Here is a 14,965-nt window from a genome sequence, read left to right on the forward strand (position 1 = left end):
TATTAGAGTTAAACATTGGATTTTGTCAATGACTTTAATACATCTAATAAAAACTTGTATACAAGTTAAAATGAATATATAATGAATCTTAATTACAAATTCAATGGCAATGGAGACGTAACTCATGTCCACCAAAAATGATATTTTGAACCTATTGAAGCGCGAAATCCTTAATCTAACGCTAAAGCCTGGAACCATTCTGAGTGAGACCGTGTTGTCCGAACGGTTTCAGATATCCAGAACACCATTGCGCGATGTACTTAAGCAGCTATCCCTCGAGTCCTATATTGATGTGTATCCGAAGAAAGGGAATCTTGTTTCGTACATTGATTTGGAATCGGTTGAGCAGATGATCTATTTAAGAAGTGTTTTGGAAAAAGATATTATAAAAGGTCTATCCGGCAGCCTTACTCTTAAAGGTATTATGGAACTTAAGAAGAATCTGGAAGAGCAAAAAAATGCCATCCATCAAGAACATGCATTTGAGCACTTTCTTGCCTTGGATGACGCCTTTCATAAGACGCTATTCTCTTTAGCAGGACATGAATTTTTGTGGGAACAAATTAAGTTCTCCCATGTGCATTATGAAAGATACCGCCGTCTGCATACTCTAAAGCAAGAAAAGCTGGAGAAAATTTTAAGGGAGCATCACATGATCCTGGATTGTATGACAAACCATGAAACGGATAAAGTGGATGCATTAGTCCAGCATCATTTGCGTGAAGATATGAACTCCTTATACTTGCTGGAGAATTTTGCGGATTATATCAAAACGTAATACACGCGTATTAACAGAGCCTACTTAAAAACAAAAGGACCGCCTCATGCAGCCACGGTCCTTTTTTCATTTATCATTGTAGTTAAAATGACAAACTATCTTTCAAATCGGAACCACCCGAAATCGAACTGACTTCCAGGCAAGAAGATAAACGTTACTTTCTGCTCTCCTGTCACTTTCTCCAACTCAAATACTCGCTCTACATATCCATCTGATTGTGTAAATTCGATCAGTTGATGGTTAGACTCTTCACCCTCTTCGAAGCGAATATGAATGGTATTCTTATCGATCGGTGATCTTCCGCAAATAACAAGCCTTGAAGCACCTTCCATGATAAAGTCCATCTGCTCGAACACAAGGGATACGTTATTCCCGATTCCTTCAACGCCCTGTTCAGCGATGGTAAATGTGTCACCGTAAATACGATCGCAATCTACAGCATGGTTCTGCTCGAACGCTCGATTCTTTTTCACAAATGAAAAGCCTTTAATATGCACCTTCTTCTGCAATACGAAACAAATAGAGCTGATGCCAGTGAGTCTCTTGGATAATCGATAGGTTGCCTCCTGATAAACATTCCATTGTGATTCCTTCTGATAAATAACGTCTGCCAAAAGTTCACTGTTCTCTTCGTCCGGCATGCCTTCCCAAATCTGGAGCTCGTAGGCTTCGTTAGACAATGCGAATAGGGGAATCGTTATCAAATCCGAGCCGTAAGGTCCAAAGTCAATCTCACGATAGGCAACCTGCGTCTCACCATCTCGACTCGTAGCTACGCCTCGTTCATTTCCGTTTCCGACTTCACCTTTAAACTCGTCATATAATCCACCAGAAATGAATCCATACGGATCCTTAAAAGCCGTTCCCAGACCGCTCGCCGTAAATTCCAACTGTGAAATCAGCCTTGTTTTCTCCGTACCGTTCTTACTCATACAGCGAACGCGGAAATTCCCATCTCCTAATGCCGTGATTTTGGCTTCTTTTCCAAACGATTCGATCCGTGCTAAATTAGACTCGATCCCAGCGTCATTTACAATGCTCCATGCTACTTCAGAATAGGAAGTATCTACAGGGTAGAGGTTTGCGCTAACGATCATTTCTCTTCTAGATTCATTGAACTGTTGCCCAGAATGACTTACAATCTCTATTTTCCGTAAAGGAATTTCTTCTTCATTCCCCAGCACACATGGCATATCTAAATTTCTTGTGTTTGCCGAAATACCTACTCTACGATCTGGCACAGGGAGTGATTGAAGCTGTAGCTTACTGCCTTCTACACCTCCCGAAGTAACCTCAACTGTAATCGTTCCAGCCTCTAAGCTGGCAGCCACAATCGCCATTAACTTGCCGCTAAACAAGCGTCTACTCGTTCCTTTGTAAGGATCATAGTCCGTGCTATCTCCATTATCTAAACCGATTAACCGCCCTGCTCCGTTCACTTGAACTTGTACACGATTGTTGGCATTCTCAACGGTATGACCCATCTCATCCTCCATCGTAATTTCGACGAAGATTAAATCTGTACCGTCCGCAAGAAGTGTATCCTTATCCGCCTTTAAGCAGATTCGACTCGCATCACCAAACGATTCTCTGATGTCTACTGCAATGATTTGGCCAGCTTCATTATAAGCGATGGCTTTAAGCTCGCCTGGTTCATAAGGAATCTTCCACCAGCCAGCTAACTGCGTCCCATGTTCATGGTCGATATCATAGGTCCCTACAGTCTCACCATTGAACTGCAATTCTATCTTCGGCGCATTTGAGCAGACTCGGACATCGATCATCTGGCCTGGATTAAAATCCCAATAGGTGAGAATATGCACCATCGGATTGCTCTTGTAATTCGTCCAAGCCGATTGATAGATATAATAAGAATCCTTCTTAAAGGTCGCTGTATCCATCTGCCCGAAGTACGAGTTCTTCGTATGATACGGTGTAGGTTCACCAATATAGTCAAAGCCGGTCCATATGAATTGACCTAATGAGAACGCCGCATCTCGCTCCGCAATAATACACGCTTCTGCTGACTTCGCTCCCCAGCTTGTAGAGCTATTGCCTAGCGCAGAGCATTGCTCATCGTCGTCAGCCAAGATGGATCGCTCGAATGGGAAATGATATATTCCCCTACTCTGCACAATAGAGGCGGTCTCACTGCCATAGATGATCCAGTCAGGATGCTCCGCGTGATGCTGATGGTAATATTTTTCCGCATAATTGTAGCCTGCCACCTTTACGATGTCCGCACATTTCTGAGCATTCTCCCATGGCATATAGTTCGATCCAATGGTCACTTTCCCGTTGCCTCTTGGATCATATTGAACAACGGCTTCCATCAGCATACTCGTTATTTCTTGGCCTCGTTCATCTGCATGTGTATCATAAATTTCATTGCCAATACTCCACATCAGCAAGCTTGGATGGTTACGATCTCGCATGACCCAGCTACACACATCTCTTAAGGCCCAGTCCTTGAAAAATCTTGCATAATCATATGAAGTCTTCGATCGTTCCCACATATCAAAGGCTTCCGAAACCACAAGCAGCCCCATTTCATCCGCTAAGTCCATAAGCTCTGCAGCAGGCATATTATGAGCGGTACGTACCGCATTCACACCCATGTCCTTTAAGATCTTAAGTCTTCTTCGCAAGGCTGCTGTATTAAACGCCGAACCCAATGCTCCAAGATCATGATGCTCGCAAACTCCGTTAAGCTTAATTTTCAATCCATTAAGGAGCATTCCCTCTTGCGGATCCAGTACAATCGTTCGAAAGCCTATACGCTGTGTTACTACCTCAATGGTTCTCCACACTTCTTCCGAACCCTGATCAGATGCCATATATTGCAATTCCGTTTTTAGCTGATATAAATGCGGCTCATCCATGCTCCATAATAAAGGCGTATCTACAGATAGCACCTGACTTACACGAGAGGGAGCTTGTGTTTGTTCTCCTGCTGAGAGCTTCTCTACACAGGTCTTTATCACTCGGTCCTGATGTAGAATGGTTTGCGAAAGCCGCATCTCTTCCGTGATGTTCACATCGGTATCGACCTCCACTCGCCACTCGCTATCCTCTTGCACCGTATGAATATAAATCCCATCTGTCACGATGTGACTGGAATCTCTTGTCTTGAGCCATACATTCCGATAGATCCCCGCTCCTGAATACCATCTACTATTCGGACTCTGGTGCACGACCTTCACTAGAATTTCATTTTCCCCATCTATGAGCATATCTGTAATCTCGTATTCAAAGGAAGAATACCCGTATTTCCACTCTCCTACCCATTGATGATTAACATAAATCTCCGAGTCCATATAAATACCATCAAAGCATAACAATCTCTGCTTATCGTCCTTCTCCTTTATAAAACGCTTTCGATACCAGCCAATGCTATCCTCATACAAGTCTAAAGTATTATAAATCAACCAATCATGAGGGAGATCTACGGTATGAAAATCCAAGAATTCTCCATCCGTCACTTCTAAGGTGCTCTTAGCAAATTCCCAGCCTTCATTAAACAATCTTTTATGATTCAATATGTATCTTCCTTTCTTCTCGTAGGAGTATGAAACAAAGAGAGGGAACATTAGAAGGAGCGGCCCTACTGGACACACTCCTCCTAATGTTAATATTTAGTATATTTTGCGTTGAAGCCGGTCTGGGATACCGCTTTTTCGATAAAAATACGTATTGATGATATCTCTCCACTCGCGAGCATGCAGTGCCTGTTCATGCAGACGGTCTGCTACCTGCCCGTGTCTGCTATCGTCTATTTTCCCCTCAAGAGATTGCCACATCTCTTTCAGTTGATCTGCCTGTTCCACACCTTCAAAATGCGAATCATAAATATGCTCTATGACGGTTTTACCAGAATGAAGCGTATGCGTATACGGGACATGATGGAAGAACAGCAATAGCTCATCTGGACATGTAGTTACCGATTCATACAGATCTACATTCGCACCTTGATACTGTCCGACATATCCTGTACCTGTCTTCATAGTCCGGTCTACGCCAATGCCTTGTAGGTCTGCAAAATGATACGTTCCCCATTTCGAATACTCATATCCATCCACATTTGGACCGTAATGATGATCCGGATTGACCATCCAACCTACCCCAAGCGGCGAAGTATAAGATTCATAGATATGCCAAGAGGCTAGCAATATCTCACGAATAGTATCGATTAACTGCTCATCCTCTGCACCGAATGTGAGCATAATCCATTCCTTCGCAATTTGCTCTGCACTTAATTCTGGATTCCAAGCGAGTCGACCGTAACCATACAGATTGGCCTGTGCTAACAAATGCCCTGTCCAGTTATGGTCATTGCCAATGTTCGAAACAGCCGCGAAGCCGCTATATCTATTACCATACATGGATCCATCAACAACCCGCTTTACCGATGACTCCGAATCTGTTGCGTACGTATTAAAATCAAGAACTTCCTTCCATTGAGGGACGAGGTAGCAGACATGACGCTGTTGGCCTGTATATTCCTGCGTAATCTGGAATTCAATCATCATATTCGTGTGCTTCATGGCACCGAACAACGGAGATACGCCTTCTCGCACTTGGAAATCCATTGGACCATTCTTCACCTGTAAAATAACATTCTCCATGAATCGGCCATCCAGCGGTTTAAAATGATCATATGCCGCACGTGCGCGATCGGTAGAACGATCCCGCCAATCCTGCTTGCAATTGTAGACAAAGCAGCGCCAGATGACGATTCCCCCGAAAGGCAATAAAGCTTCAGCTAGCATATTTGAACCCTCTGCATGATCACGATCATAAGTAAACGGACCTGGACGATTCTCTGAATCTGCTTTTACGAGGAAACCACCGAAGTCTGGAATCTCTTTATAGATTTCTATAGCCTTAGCCTTCCACCATTGGCGAACCTCAGGATCTAATGGGTCCGCTGTATTCAATCCCCCGAGTTCGATCGGACTAGCATAGTTAATACTTAGGAACAGCTTCACACCGTAGTTACGGAAGATATCTGCAACCCTCGCGATGTCTGGAAGATAGCGGTCCGTAATAAACATCGTCTCAAACCGATGTACATTGACATTGTTTATAGCAATCGCATTGATCCCTATCGAAGCGAGCATTCTCGCATAATCTTGCAAACGATCAAAGTCCTTAGTGATTTCGTTGCCCGCGTAGAATATCGACTTCCCTGCGTAACCACGTTCGATGCTTCCATCGATATTATCCCATTGATTCATCATGCGGAGCGTATTTACCGGATGATCCAACACGTCCAACGCTTCAATAGATTGACCCGTTCCAAGTAAGCGTAAGAATGCAAATACGCCGTACAGTAATCCAACAGGTGTTGCGGCACCGATTGCAATGCAATTCTTCTTCACATTTGTTCGAATGACATATCCTTCAAGCCCAACCTCTGTCCTCTCAGCTTCGCTAAAGGTATGCGAAAGAAGTGGATGATGACTGTCAAACGTACCGATTGCAATACAAGCTTGCTCAGCTATATCCTGAGACTGAGTAATGATAGCATCGATATTAAGCATTCCTTGTATGCCGCGTGTTAGTTCTTGCACAGCACTTTTGATCACTGGGTGTTCCTGATTGGAGGTCAAGATGTTATAACACCATGAAGCATAGCGCTCTCTTATGGCGCTCGATTGGATATTAGGATATTCGAGCCAAGCTTTATACCCTGCGTTATGTAATTCTGTTTTTTTCTTTTCCATAATTCGGTGTCCTCCATTAGTGTAAGACTTTTATGCCTAAATGTTGCTAGCTATGCAATGGTTCTCTTATACTTTTGTAAACGATAGATTAACCGCATCCCTACTATATAGGAGGAACACGAATGTGACGTACCATGCGCAGCAGGACTTACAACCGTTCCATCTCTATTTTGTATATAAAAGAACTAGTACAAATACAGATGACTATCAAGGAACATTCCATGCCCATCAAGGTGTTGAAATTCTTATTGTTCATGAAGGTAAAGGTACGCTGATTATTGATCAGAATAGTTATGAAATAAAACCAGGGATGATCTGTATTTTCCAACCTTACCAACTGCATCATATTCAAATTGAAATTAATGAGGCGATTCCTTTCGTGCGTTCGATCGTGCATTATGAGCCTAGCCTATTTAAAGCTTATTTTGAGAAGTGGCCTATCTTGCAAAAGTTTTTTAATCATATTCATAGTGGCGATTTGGCCTCACCTCGATGGTATGAACAGCAGGACCTTCAATCCCTGACAGCTCTTCTGAAAGATCTGGATGAAGCGCTTCCAACTTTGCACAAAAATGATTTCCTTGAGGAGGTTTCGTTGTTTCTCATCACGTTCCTACATACTTTAAAGCCGTTATGGGATACACAGCATCAGACGGTCTCCAGGGAACAACTGCTCCGCAAACCACATCAGGCAGAAAGTATCATGGAATGGCTGCAGTTGCATTACAAGGAACCTTTGCGGCTGGATCAAATGAGCAAGGATCTGCATCTTTCACCCCATCATTTATCCCACTTATTCAAAGAATGTACAGGCAGCAGTATTTCCAATTATTTAACGGTAAAAAGAATGCAAGAAGCGGTTCATCTTCTGACTTCAAGCGAATACACAGTCGCGCACATCGCCGAGGAAGTCGGAATCACGAATTGCTCTCATTTCTGCAAATTGTTCAAAACTCATTTCGGCACAACGCCTAATCGATTTCGGAAGCAATGGTATATCCATCATTAGGTTGTTGAATATTCCATCTGCCTCATTCCTAGTTAACATCATATCAAGCCGGTTCGTGAACAAGTATTCACATCTTGTGTAAAAATGCCGCTACTTTGCGATTTATACCTGATTTTAAGCAGCTTTCAGCCAAAAATTGAATACTTTACATTTTCTGGATTCCGGAGCACAATAATGAGCGAGCGCTCACTCATTATCGTGATGGAGAGCACTCTGTAACACCATTCAGTATCCCAGACTATTCAGAATCGAGGAGATGAATATGGGTCCAGAATTTCCAGTCATTTCAGTGAGCCGTGTCAGAAAAGCTTTTGGAGACAAACAGGTTCTCGAGGATATTTCGCTTCAAGTCGAACGTGCAGAAACCTTCGGTATACTAGGCCCATCTGGCTCCGGAAAAACAACGCTAGTGAAGCTGTTAACAGGTATCGATGTGGTGACCTCAGGCGAGGTAAAGGTGCTTGGTGTCACCATGCCTAAGCTATCCATCCTGCAGCAAATTGGATACATGGCTCAATCCGATGCCCTATATACAGAACTCAGCGCAAAAGAAAATCTGGAGTTCTTCGCTGCGCTATATGGACTTAAAGGTGCGGAGCGCGGCAAACGTATCAAAGCTGTTATGGAACTGGTGGATCTGCAAGAGCATCTGCGCAAAAGAGTAGATCAATACTCTGGCGGAATGAAGCGCCGCTTATCCCTGGCGATTGCGCTGCTCCATGAGCCTCCGCTACTTATTCTTGATGAACCTACCGTTGGCATTGATCCTGTACTGCGTTTATCTATATGGAAAGAATTAAAAGCCCTGAACCAGAAAGGCACCACGATTGTATTAACTACGCATGTCTATCTGAAATAAATAGCACATAATAATATTGCACATCATTACATAAAAAAAGTGATCACAAGCCTTTGTACTCAAAGGTTTTTTTGTTTTGTTTAGTTTTTTCACTGCACATCACAAAATTTTGTGTTAACATTTAATTCCAGCGGTATCTTAATATATTTCAGAACATATTTTTGCACATATTGATAGTGTTATGGAGGGGGGATTTAGTTGAACGAATCTCACAAAGCGGAAATCATAGAATTTAACAATGATAATATACGATTTACGCTAGTTCCTGTGTGGTTAGACTGGGGGCGTAAGCGTGATGGCAGTATTATCGAAAAGCAAGTTGCTGCAATTGGCTTAAAAGATATTTTGAAAGATGTACATATTATACATGGGCTAACCTCTTTTGTATTAGGGGAAGACAGCAGGTGGAGAACAAAAAAATATAACACACAACGAAAACATGTACACAATATCATTCAGTTTTTAAATTACCTAATAAAGAACAGAAGGAAATTAAAGATCAATAAACTATCTGATATCACCATACAAATAGGTACTGACTTTCTATCCCATTTAAGTTTTAGAAATCATGGAGTAGCGATAGAGGATACCATTATTGAGAAGGATATAACCATTGATAGAGCGACGGTATTAAGCATCAGTAAAACCCTTACTTATTTCTATATCTGGTTGAAGAAGTAAGCGTCAAACAGCCCACACCTTGACACCAAGATGAGGGCTCGATTTTAGAATGAGGTTAGGATTTCAATACCCGACAGATCGGTGGCAAAGCGGCTGACCAAGGCAAGAACGGGTCCAGCGCTTCTGGATCTTTCAGATCAGGGAGTTGTGGAAGCTGTTCAAATAGAAACTTCAAGTACTGGAACGGATTCAGTCCGTTTTCTTTTGCCGTTTCCATCACGCTATAGATGACTGCACTAGCCTTGGCTCCGCGTGGGGTGTTGGCAAAAAGCCAGTTTTTGCGTCCAATCACAAACGGTTTAATCGCCCGTTCGCTGCGGTTATTGTCGATCTCCAGGCGTCCGTCCTTCAGGAAAGCGGACAACTTCTCCCATTGATTCAGGCAATAAGTGATCGCTTGGCCCAGGGCACTCTTGGGCAGGACGCGAGACTTTTGCTGACGCAGCCATACTGAAAAAGCATCCAGAATCGGGCGGCTGCGCTCCATTCGGACGTTCTCTCGTTCTTCCGGCGTCGCATCCTTCAGTTCTCGCTCCACCGCGAACAACTGATTGCAGAAGGTGAGTCCCTGCTGCGCAGCCGTTCCAATCCTGGCTTCGGAGGCGGGCAAGGCCTTCAGCGCTTCGTCAAACTTGCGGCGCGCATGGGCCCAGCACCCGACCAGAGTCACCCCGGCTACCTTATGGTAGCCAGGGTATCCATCCACGTGCAGGTATCCCCTGAATCCGGCCAGGAAATTTCGGGGATGCTCCCCGCCACGCGCCTTGCAGTATTCGTACAACACGATGGGCGGTCCACTGCGTCCGGTCCGATACAACCACAGGTACGACTGCGACTCGGCGGACTTTCCAGGCTCCCGCAGCACCTGCAGCGTCGTTTCGTCCGCATGCAAAATCTCCTGCCCTAGCAAATGTTCTTTCATTCGCTCAAACAGCGGCGTCAGCCATTGATCTGCCCCATACATCATCCAATTTGCCAGGGTCTGCCGCGAGAGCGTCAGCCCGAGCCGGGCAAACTGTTGCTCCTGGCGGTAGAGAGGCTGACTCTCCACATATTTCTGGTTCATGACATGCGCCAGAATGGACGGTGAAGCCAGACTGCCGGGATAGACCGATTTCGGCATAGGAGCTGTGACAATTGGAGTCTGAATCGCTTCGCGTTCACACCGGCGGCAGGCATACACCTGCCGAATGTGACGCAAGACTCTGACTTCTGCTGGAATCACGGTGATTTCGTTGCGGGTCTCCGTGCTCATAGGATGAAGGTCTCCGCCACAGCACGCACAAACCTGCTCCTCTTCAGGCAGTTCATAGTGAAGGGTATCGATAGGTAATTTCTCCAGTTTGGCCTCGCGAGTGTCCGTCCATTTCTTGCGGCTGTAGGTAAGGGTCTCGGTTTGCGGCTCTTCGGAAGCCGGGGTCGCTAACACCTCGGCTTCATTGAACAGGTTCATCTCGAGCTGATCCGGATGGGTCTTCTCGCTGGAGGTGCCGAAGCGCTTATGCTGGGCCAGACGGAACTGTTCCTCGTACCACTGAAGTTTAGCGGTCAATTCGGCATTTTGCTGTTCCAGCTTGGCCTTTTGTTGTTGGAGTTCTTCTATTGTAGATGAGGGGTTCGCTTGATTTTCCATACCCTAAAATTTCGACAACACGGATGATTTCCCTGCTACCAGGCCTGCAAAAATGAAAAATCCGTTAAACGACGGTCTGAGCCTTGACCTGTTTATGGGCCTGCCGCTGGTGAAGGGAAAGCCCATCCAAGAGCCAGCGAAGTTCGCGAAAGGAAAGGGCAACCGGCGAGTCGCCAGGGCCCGGCCACTGGAAGGTTCCTCGTTCCAGGCGGCGGTACAGCAGCCAGAAGCCATTATGTTCCCAGTAGAGCATTTTGAGTTTGTCGCGCTGACGGTTACAAAAGACAAACAGACAAGGCGCGAACGGATCGAGCTGAAATCGCTCCTGAACCAGGGCGGCCAAGCCGTCGATGGACTTGCGTAAATCTGTGCTGCCGCCGGCTAAATAGACCTTTTCCGGCAGCGTCAGCATAAGGCCTCCAGCGCTTGAACCACTTGACGAAGCAGTTCAGGAGAAAAACCTGTCTGTACGTCAAGAGAGGCCGGACCGATACGAAGCGTCAAGGAGGAAGACGAGGAACGCGGAGAAACGGTCACCGGAATAAAGGAAGGGGAGGAAGAGCAAGGCTGGCTGGAATCGATTTTGCGGAGCCAATATTTCAATTGATGTAAGGTCAAGCCCTGTGCTTCGCACCAGGCAGACATGGAAAGGCCACTGGTCCGATAGTCCCTGATGCGTTCTGTCCACTCATACTGGCGTTGTTCGGCATTGGTCATCTGGCAGATCTCCTTGATTTAAGATATGCCTATGATCTCATGGCTGGCGTTGGGTTTACAGGTGGGCTAGGTTTGACGCTTACTTGAAGAATAACGAAATGCTTCCTTATGTTGATGAAGAACTACTACAGGAGTTTAAACGTAAAAACCACCATAATGGTGAACATTACTATGAATCGATCTTTGATCCGATTTTGCCTTCTAAAAAAATTAAAAAGTTAGAACACTTCTTCCCTATCAAATACCTACCATTGCTTTTGGAGATCTCTATATTAAAAACAAATCCTATCACTTTAGGATTGTACCTTCAGATGTTTGGAGGATTACGCGTTTCCGAAGTGGTCAATATTAAACGCACTCAATTTTCCCGAACTGTTAACAAGGGGGATTTCTTATTAAACATCGAATCCAGGAATATGAGAACAGATTTAAAAGGAAGTACTGGAGGAGGATATGTTAAGAAACAAAGAAGACAACTTGTAATTCAAATCAAAGACTGGGGAGACATCCTCTATAGACAGCATTTAGAGCTATATAAAGAGTCAAATAACCTGTTGAATTACTCCCCGAAGGGTGCCCTGTTTGTAAATTCTCACGGAAGAGCATTATCAGAGCCTAGCTACCGTTATTATTTCAAGAAATTAAAACAGGAATTTTGTGATTTCCTAATTCAATATGGAGATTCTGAAGATAAAATAGTAGCTAATCATCTTCGAATAATAGATTGGAGTACTCATATTGGAAGGGGAACATTTACAAACATGATCACTGAACAAACTGACAACATTGCAGAAGTTGCATTTTTAAGAGGTGATTCTAATCTGATGTCTTGTTTACCCTACTTAGCTAAAACAACAAGAGCTAGAGATCGAATTGAAAAACGTATTTCAGAAACCCACGAGGATTTTGTACCTAACTTAATTAATAAACATGCTCTCCAAAGGAGAAAATAATGCATTATACGGTAAGTCAATTATGTACCTTTTTCAAAGAAAAAGGATATATCGTGGGAGAAAAAGCGGCATATGGCATGTTGAATAATCACCCCCATGTCATCAAAGATCCTAAAATCATGATCCCAAAAGAACATGCACAAGAACTTGTAGAACAATACCTGTTAGTCCCCGAGGGCTATATACTCGCTACTGAGGCACTTAAACAATATAATATTGCACAGAATAAGATAGATTCATTAACGGAAGCAGGTACACTAAACAAATGTTTTCGTCTTCTTAATGGTTTTTGGAGAGTTTATATAGATTCCACCAAATTGGACGAACTACAAAAAGACTTTATCACTTACCAGCAACTACACGAACACATTCAAGCTCTCGGAATTACGATTGGTGCTGAGTATATTAGAAAAGTGATGAACACTCATCCTAATGCGATAAAAAGCGAGAATAACAAACAAAACTTACTACACAAGGACGAGGCAAAAGACATTATCAATGGGATAATACCACCTGTTGGTTACCTAACTGTAGATGAAGCTTGTAAACACACAGGACTAAATAAAAACTTAATTCAAGCACTAATAAAAGACAAAATAATCAATACATTTATCCCGAAATACGGAAGACAGAGAACTTTTGTTAATCTACAACAACTGCAAGAAGTATCGGATAGAGAAGCGAATTATTATTCAGTGCCTGATGCAGCATTACTATTGGGTACTTCTCGTACCCACGTATATAAAATAATTCAAGACGGCACTCTCAAGAATTTTAAACTCGACAAAGTAAAACAAACAAAAAAATATTTTTTAGATAAGAAAGAAATCCATCAATTGCAAGCGGATTATTTAAACAAAAAGAATGAAATTCAAAAACCTTTTAACAAAGCCTATTTCATCAAACAATTTAGCGATGAAATATCACATAAATCGCTTACAGCCGAACTTCGTTTGAACAAGGAATTATTCTCTAAATTCATCATCCACATTCTAAACGATTTAAACGATCGAGAAACGAGTCTACAGAACAGAAAATGGGAGTTAAGTAATACATTTGATAAAGCCATTACCCACCTACCAAGTTTAATTCATACACTGAGCAAAGAGTTCCTTGTTGCTTTGATTGACAATGAACAGATTCCTTATTACGTAAAACAAGATTTCATGAGATTCTATAAGTATGCGTGTAGAACACAGCGCACATCCCCACACAAGGTCTACATAACAAGAAACCGAACAAAAAGCACAATAAGCGAATCCAATGAAGACGAAATATATCCTCCTGCGATTTATGGCCAATTTTATATTCATGCAAAAAAGGTAGATCTCCATATTCCACAAGCCATTCAAAAGAGAACGTATGCTAATATGTGGCTGTTCTCGACTTTACTATTAACAGATATGTGGAGAGCAACGGATCTATTTTACGAATTTCCACGCATCGACATAGACATACTAAATATTTCTGATTGTGCATGGTTCCAAACAAAAAAAATGAATCAGAACCAGGTCCATCTAGTAATAGAACAATTACGCTTATCTTTGAATTTTGCGAATGTAGGAAAAACAGGTGCTGAATTGCTTTTTTTAATGATACCTGAATTAGAAGAAGCCATCGCAACTGCTGCCGTCATATGCGAATTACACAGCAGGGACCTCCCAACTAGCAACGTGGTTCAGAAAGGATTTCTGCTAGGCACATTCTTTGAGGGAATCACGCCCGAGAAATTAAAAACTAGTTCTTCAGGAAGAGCAGTTCACATGAAATACTTCGCTACAGATGAATTATTAAAGCGAACAAAATTCAGCTCTCATAAACTATGTAAGAGCACCATGACTTATGTTTATTTTTACGTAAGTGAAAAAGGTGAAACTGGAGATATTGATACCCGTAATCAAGCGGATAAGATTTTAACAAAAGGACGATCTCATCAGCAAGAAAATTCCGTGATCCCTTATGTAGCCTTTTCAAACAAAGACGGGTCCATGGATAACGTATCTATCAACTTATTCAGACGTGGTCACTTTGGATGGTTGTATAACTCAATGGTCTCGCACGTTGAAAGTAGTTTATCCATTCCGCAAAGCATGGAAAAAAGAACCGAGTCGATCGAAGAATTAAGAGATGAATTCTCTTTGCGAGAATTAGAAGATTGGGCGGAAGGCTTACTTCAAAATAAAAAAAACAAAGAATTTGTAGTACGTCGACTCATGAAGATGTCCCGAGAAGAATTAACACAAGAGGTCGTAAAAATCTACAAATGCGAAAAACCAAGCCGCGATGGTCTAGGTCAATGTTTCGTGTTTCCTGATTGCCATTTTCCCGAAAGATCCTCATGTATTGGTTGCCCTGAGTTCATCCCTCAATATCAATTACTAAAGGAAGCACAATCTGAATTTTTACGCCTAACGGATAGTATTAGAAACAACATTTCTGAATCTCTTCGCCTTAGGGACTCTATGTTTTTGTATCGACTGTATATCGTTATCGGAGAAGCTGTAAAGGAATTCGGTAGCGAGAAGGTCAATGCATACATCTCCTTAGAAACAATATCGAACGAATGGCAAGAAGCGAAACAATATCTCGAAATACCAAAGAAGGTGTAA

Annotated in this window: 10 protein-coding genes and 1 pseudogene; 6 read left to right on the top strand and 5 right to left on the bottom strand. The window is 42.9% G+C overall.

All coding sequences use genetic code 11. The features are described 5' to 3' along the window. Positions 1–124: 124 nt before the first annotated feature. A complete protein-coding gene (locus NSU15_RS24430) occupies positions 125–778 on the top strand; it encodes a GntR family transcriptional regulator (protein ID WP_042130664.1) in 654 nt (217 codons plus the stop codon). Positions 779–873: 95 nt separating this feature from the next. Here the strand turns inward: NSU15_RS24430 and NSU15_RS24435 are convergent, their stop codons facing one another. Together NSU15_RS24435 and NSU15_RS24440 are read right to left on the bottom strand one after the other, a co-directional pair. Beyond that, complete coding sequence (locus NSU15_RS24435; RefSeq protein ID WP_339287846.1) at positions 874–4,317, bottom strand: glycoside hydrolase family 2 TIM barrel-domain containing protein; 3,444 nt, start codon at positions 4,315–4,317, stop codon at positions 874–876. A 96-nt stretch (positions 4,318–4,413) separates the two neighbouring features. Further along, positions 4,414–6,504 (bottom strand): alpha-glucuronidase family glycosyl hydrolase, encoded by a 2,091-nt coding sequence (locus NSU15_RS24440; protein WP_339287847.1) that lies wholly within the window; start codon positions 6,502–6,504, stop codon positions 4,414–4,416. Positions 6,505–6,628: 124 nt separating this feature from the next. Between NSU15_RS24440 and NSU15_RS24445 the strand changes: the two genes are divergently transcribed. The 3 genes and pseudogenes from NSU15_RS24445 to NSU15_RS24455 all read left to right on the top strand — a co-directional run bounded on the left by NSU15_RS24445 (position 6,629) and on the right by NSU15_RS24455 (position 9,053). Then, a complete protein-coding gene (locus NSU15_RS24445; protein ID WP_339287849.1) occupies positions 6,629–7,513 on the top strand; it encodes an AraC family transcriptional regulator in 885 nt (294 codons plus the stop codon). Between the two features lie 262 nt (positions 7,514–7,775). Beyond that, positions 7,776–8,360: pseudogene (locus NSU15_RS24450) on the top strand (ABC transporter ATP-binding protein); the annotation flags it as partial. A gap of 210 nt (positions 8,361–8,570) precedes the next feature. Beyond that, complete coding sequence (locus NSU15_RS24455) at positions 8,571–9,053, top strand: hypothetical protein (RefSeq protein ID WP_339287851.1); 483 nt, start codon at positions 8,571–8,573, stop codon at positions 9,051–9,053. A 55-nt stretch (positions 9,054–9,108) separates the two neighbouring features. Here the strand turns inward: NSU15_RS24455 and NSU15_RS24460 are convergent, their stop codons facing one another. The 3 genes from NSU15_RS24460 to NSU15_RS24470 form a co-directional block, all read right to left on the bottom strand. Beyond that, positions 9,109–10,686 carry an IS66 family transposase gene (locus NSU15_RS24460; protein ID WP_076147732.1) on the bottom strand — a complete coding sequence of 526 codons (1,578 nt, stop codon included), beginning with the start codon at positions 10,684–10,686 and terminating at the stop codon, positions 9,109–9,111. A gap of 64 nt (positions 10,687–10,750) precedes the next feature. Beyond that, positions 10,751–11,098: an IS66 family insertion sequence element accessory protein TnpB gene (gene tnpB / locus NSU15_RS24465; RefSeq protein ID WP_076147734.1), complete on the bottom strand. Its 348-nt coding sequence runs from the start codon at positions 11,096–11,098 to the stop codon at positions 10,751–10,753. Continuing rightward, entirely contained in the window at positions 11,092–11,403 is a 312-nt protein-coding gene (locus NSU15_RS24470; protein ID WP_076147737.1) for a hypothetical protein, read from the bottom strand. Before NSU15_RS24470 ends, tnpB begins: the two co-directional genes overlap by 7 nt. Before the next feature lie 83 nt (positions 11,404–11,486). Between NSU15_RS24470 and NSU15_RS24475 the strand changes: the two genes are divergently transcribed. Together NSU15_RS24475 and NSU15_RS24480 are read left to right on the top strand one after the other, a co-directional pair. Beyond that, complete coding sequence (locus tag NSU15_RS24475) at positions 11,487–12,356, top strand: hypothetical protein (RefSeq protein ID WP_339287853.1); 870 nt, start codon at positions 11,487–11,489, stop codon at positions 12,354–12,356. After that, a complete protein-coding gene (locus tag NSU15_RS24480; protein WP_076120466.1) occupies positions 12,356–14,965 on the top strand; it encodes a helix-turn-helix domain-containing protein in 2,610 nt (869 codons plus the stop codon). The genes NSU15_RS24475 and NSU15_RS24480 overlap by 1 nt, the downstream gene beginning before the upstream one ends.

The sequence above is a fragment of the Paenibacillus sp. FSL E2-0201 genome, from assembly GCF_037963325.1.
GTDB lineage: Bacteria > Bacillota > Bacilli > Paenibacillales > Paenibacillaceae > Paenibacillus_AQ.

What these genes read in the sequence shown, in the direction of transcription:
- NSU15_RS24460 (WP_076147732.1), bottom strand. Translation starts at nt 10,686, where the DNA reads ATGGAAAATCAAGCGAACCCCTCATCTACAATAGAAGAACTCCAACAA.
- NSU15_RS24440 (WP_339287847.1), bottom strand. Translation starts at nt 6,504, where the DNA reads ATGGAAAAGAAAAAAACAGAATTACATAACGCAGGGTATAAAGCTTGG.
- tnpB (WP_076147734.1), bottom strand. Translation starts at nt 11,098, where the DNA reads ATGCTGACGCTGCCGGAAAAGGTCTATTTAGCCGGCGGCAGCACAGAT.
- NSU15_RS24430 (WP_042130664.1), top strand. Translation starts at nt 125, where the DNA reads ATGTCCACCAAAAATGATATTTTGAACCTATTGAAGCGCGAAATCCTT.
- NSU15_RS24480 (WP_076120466.1), top strand. Translation starts at nt 12,356, where the DNA reads ATGCATTATACGGTAAGTCAATTATGTACCTTTTTCAAAGAAAAAGGA.
- NSU15_RS24470 (WP_076147737.1), bottom strand. Translation starts at nt 11,403, where the DNA reads ATGACCAATGCCGAACAACGCCAGTATGAGTGGACAGAACGCATCAGG.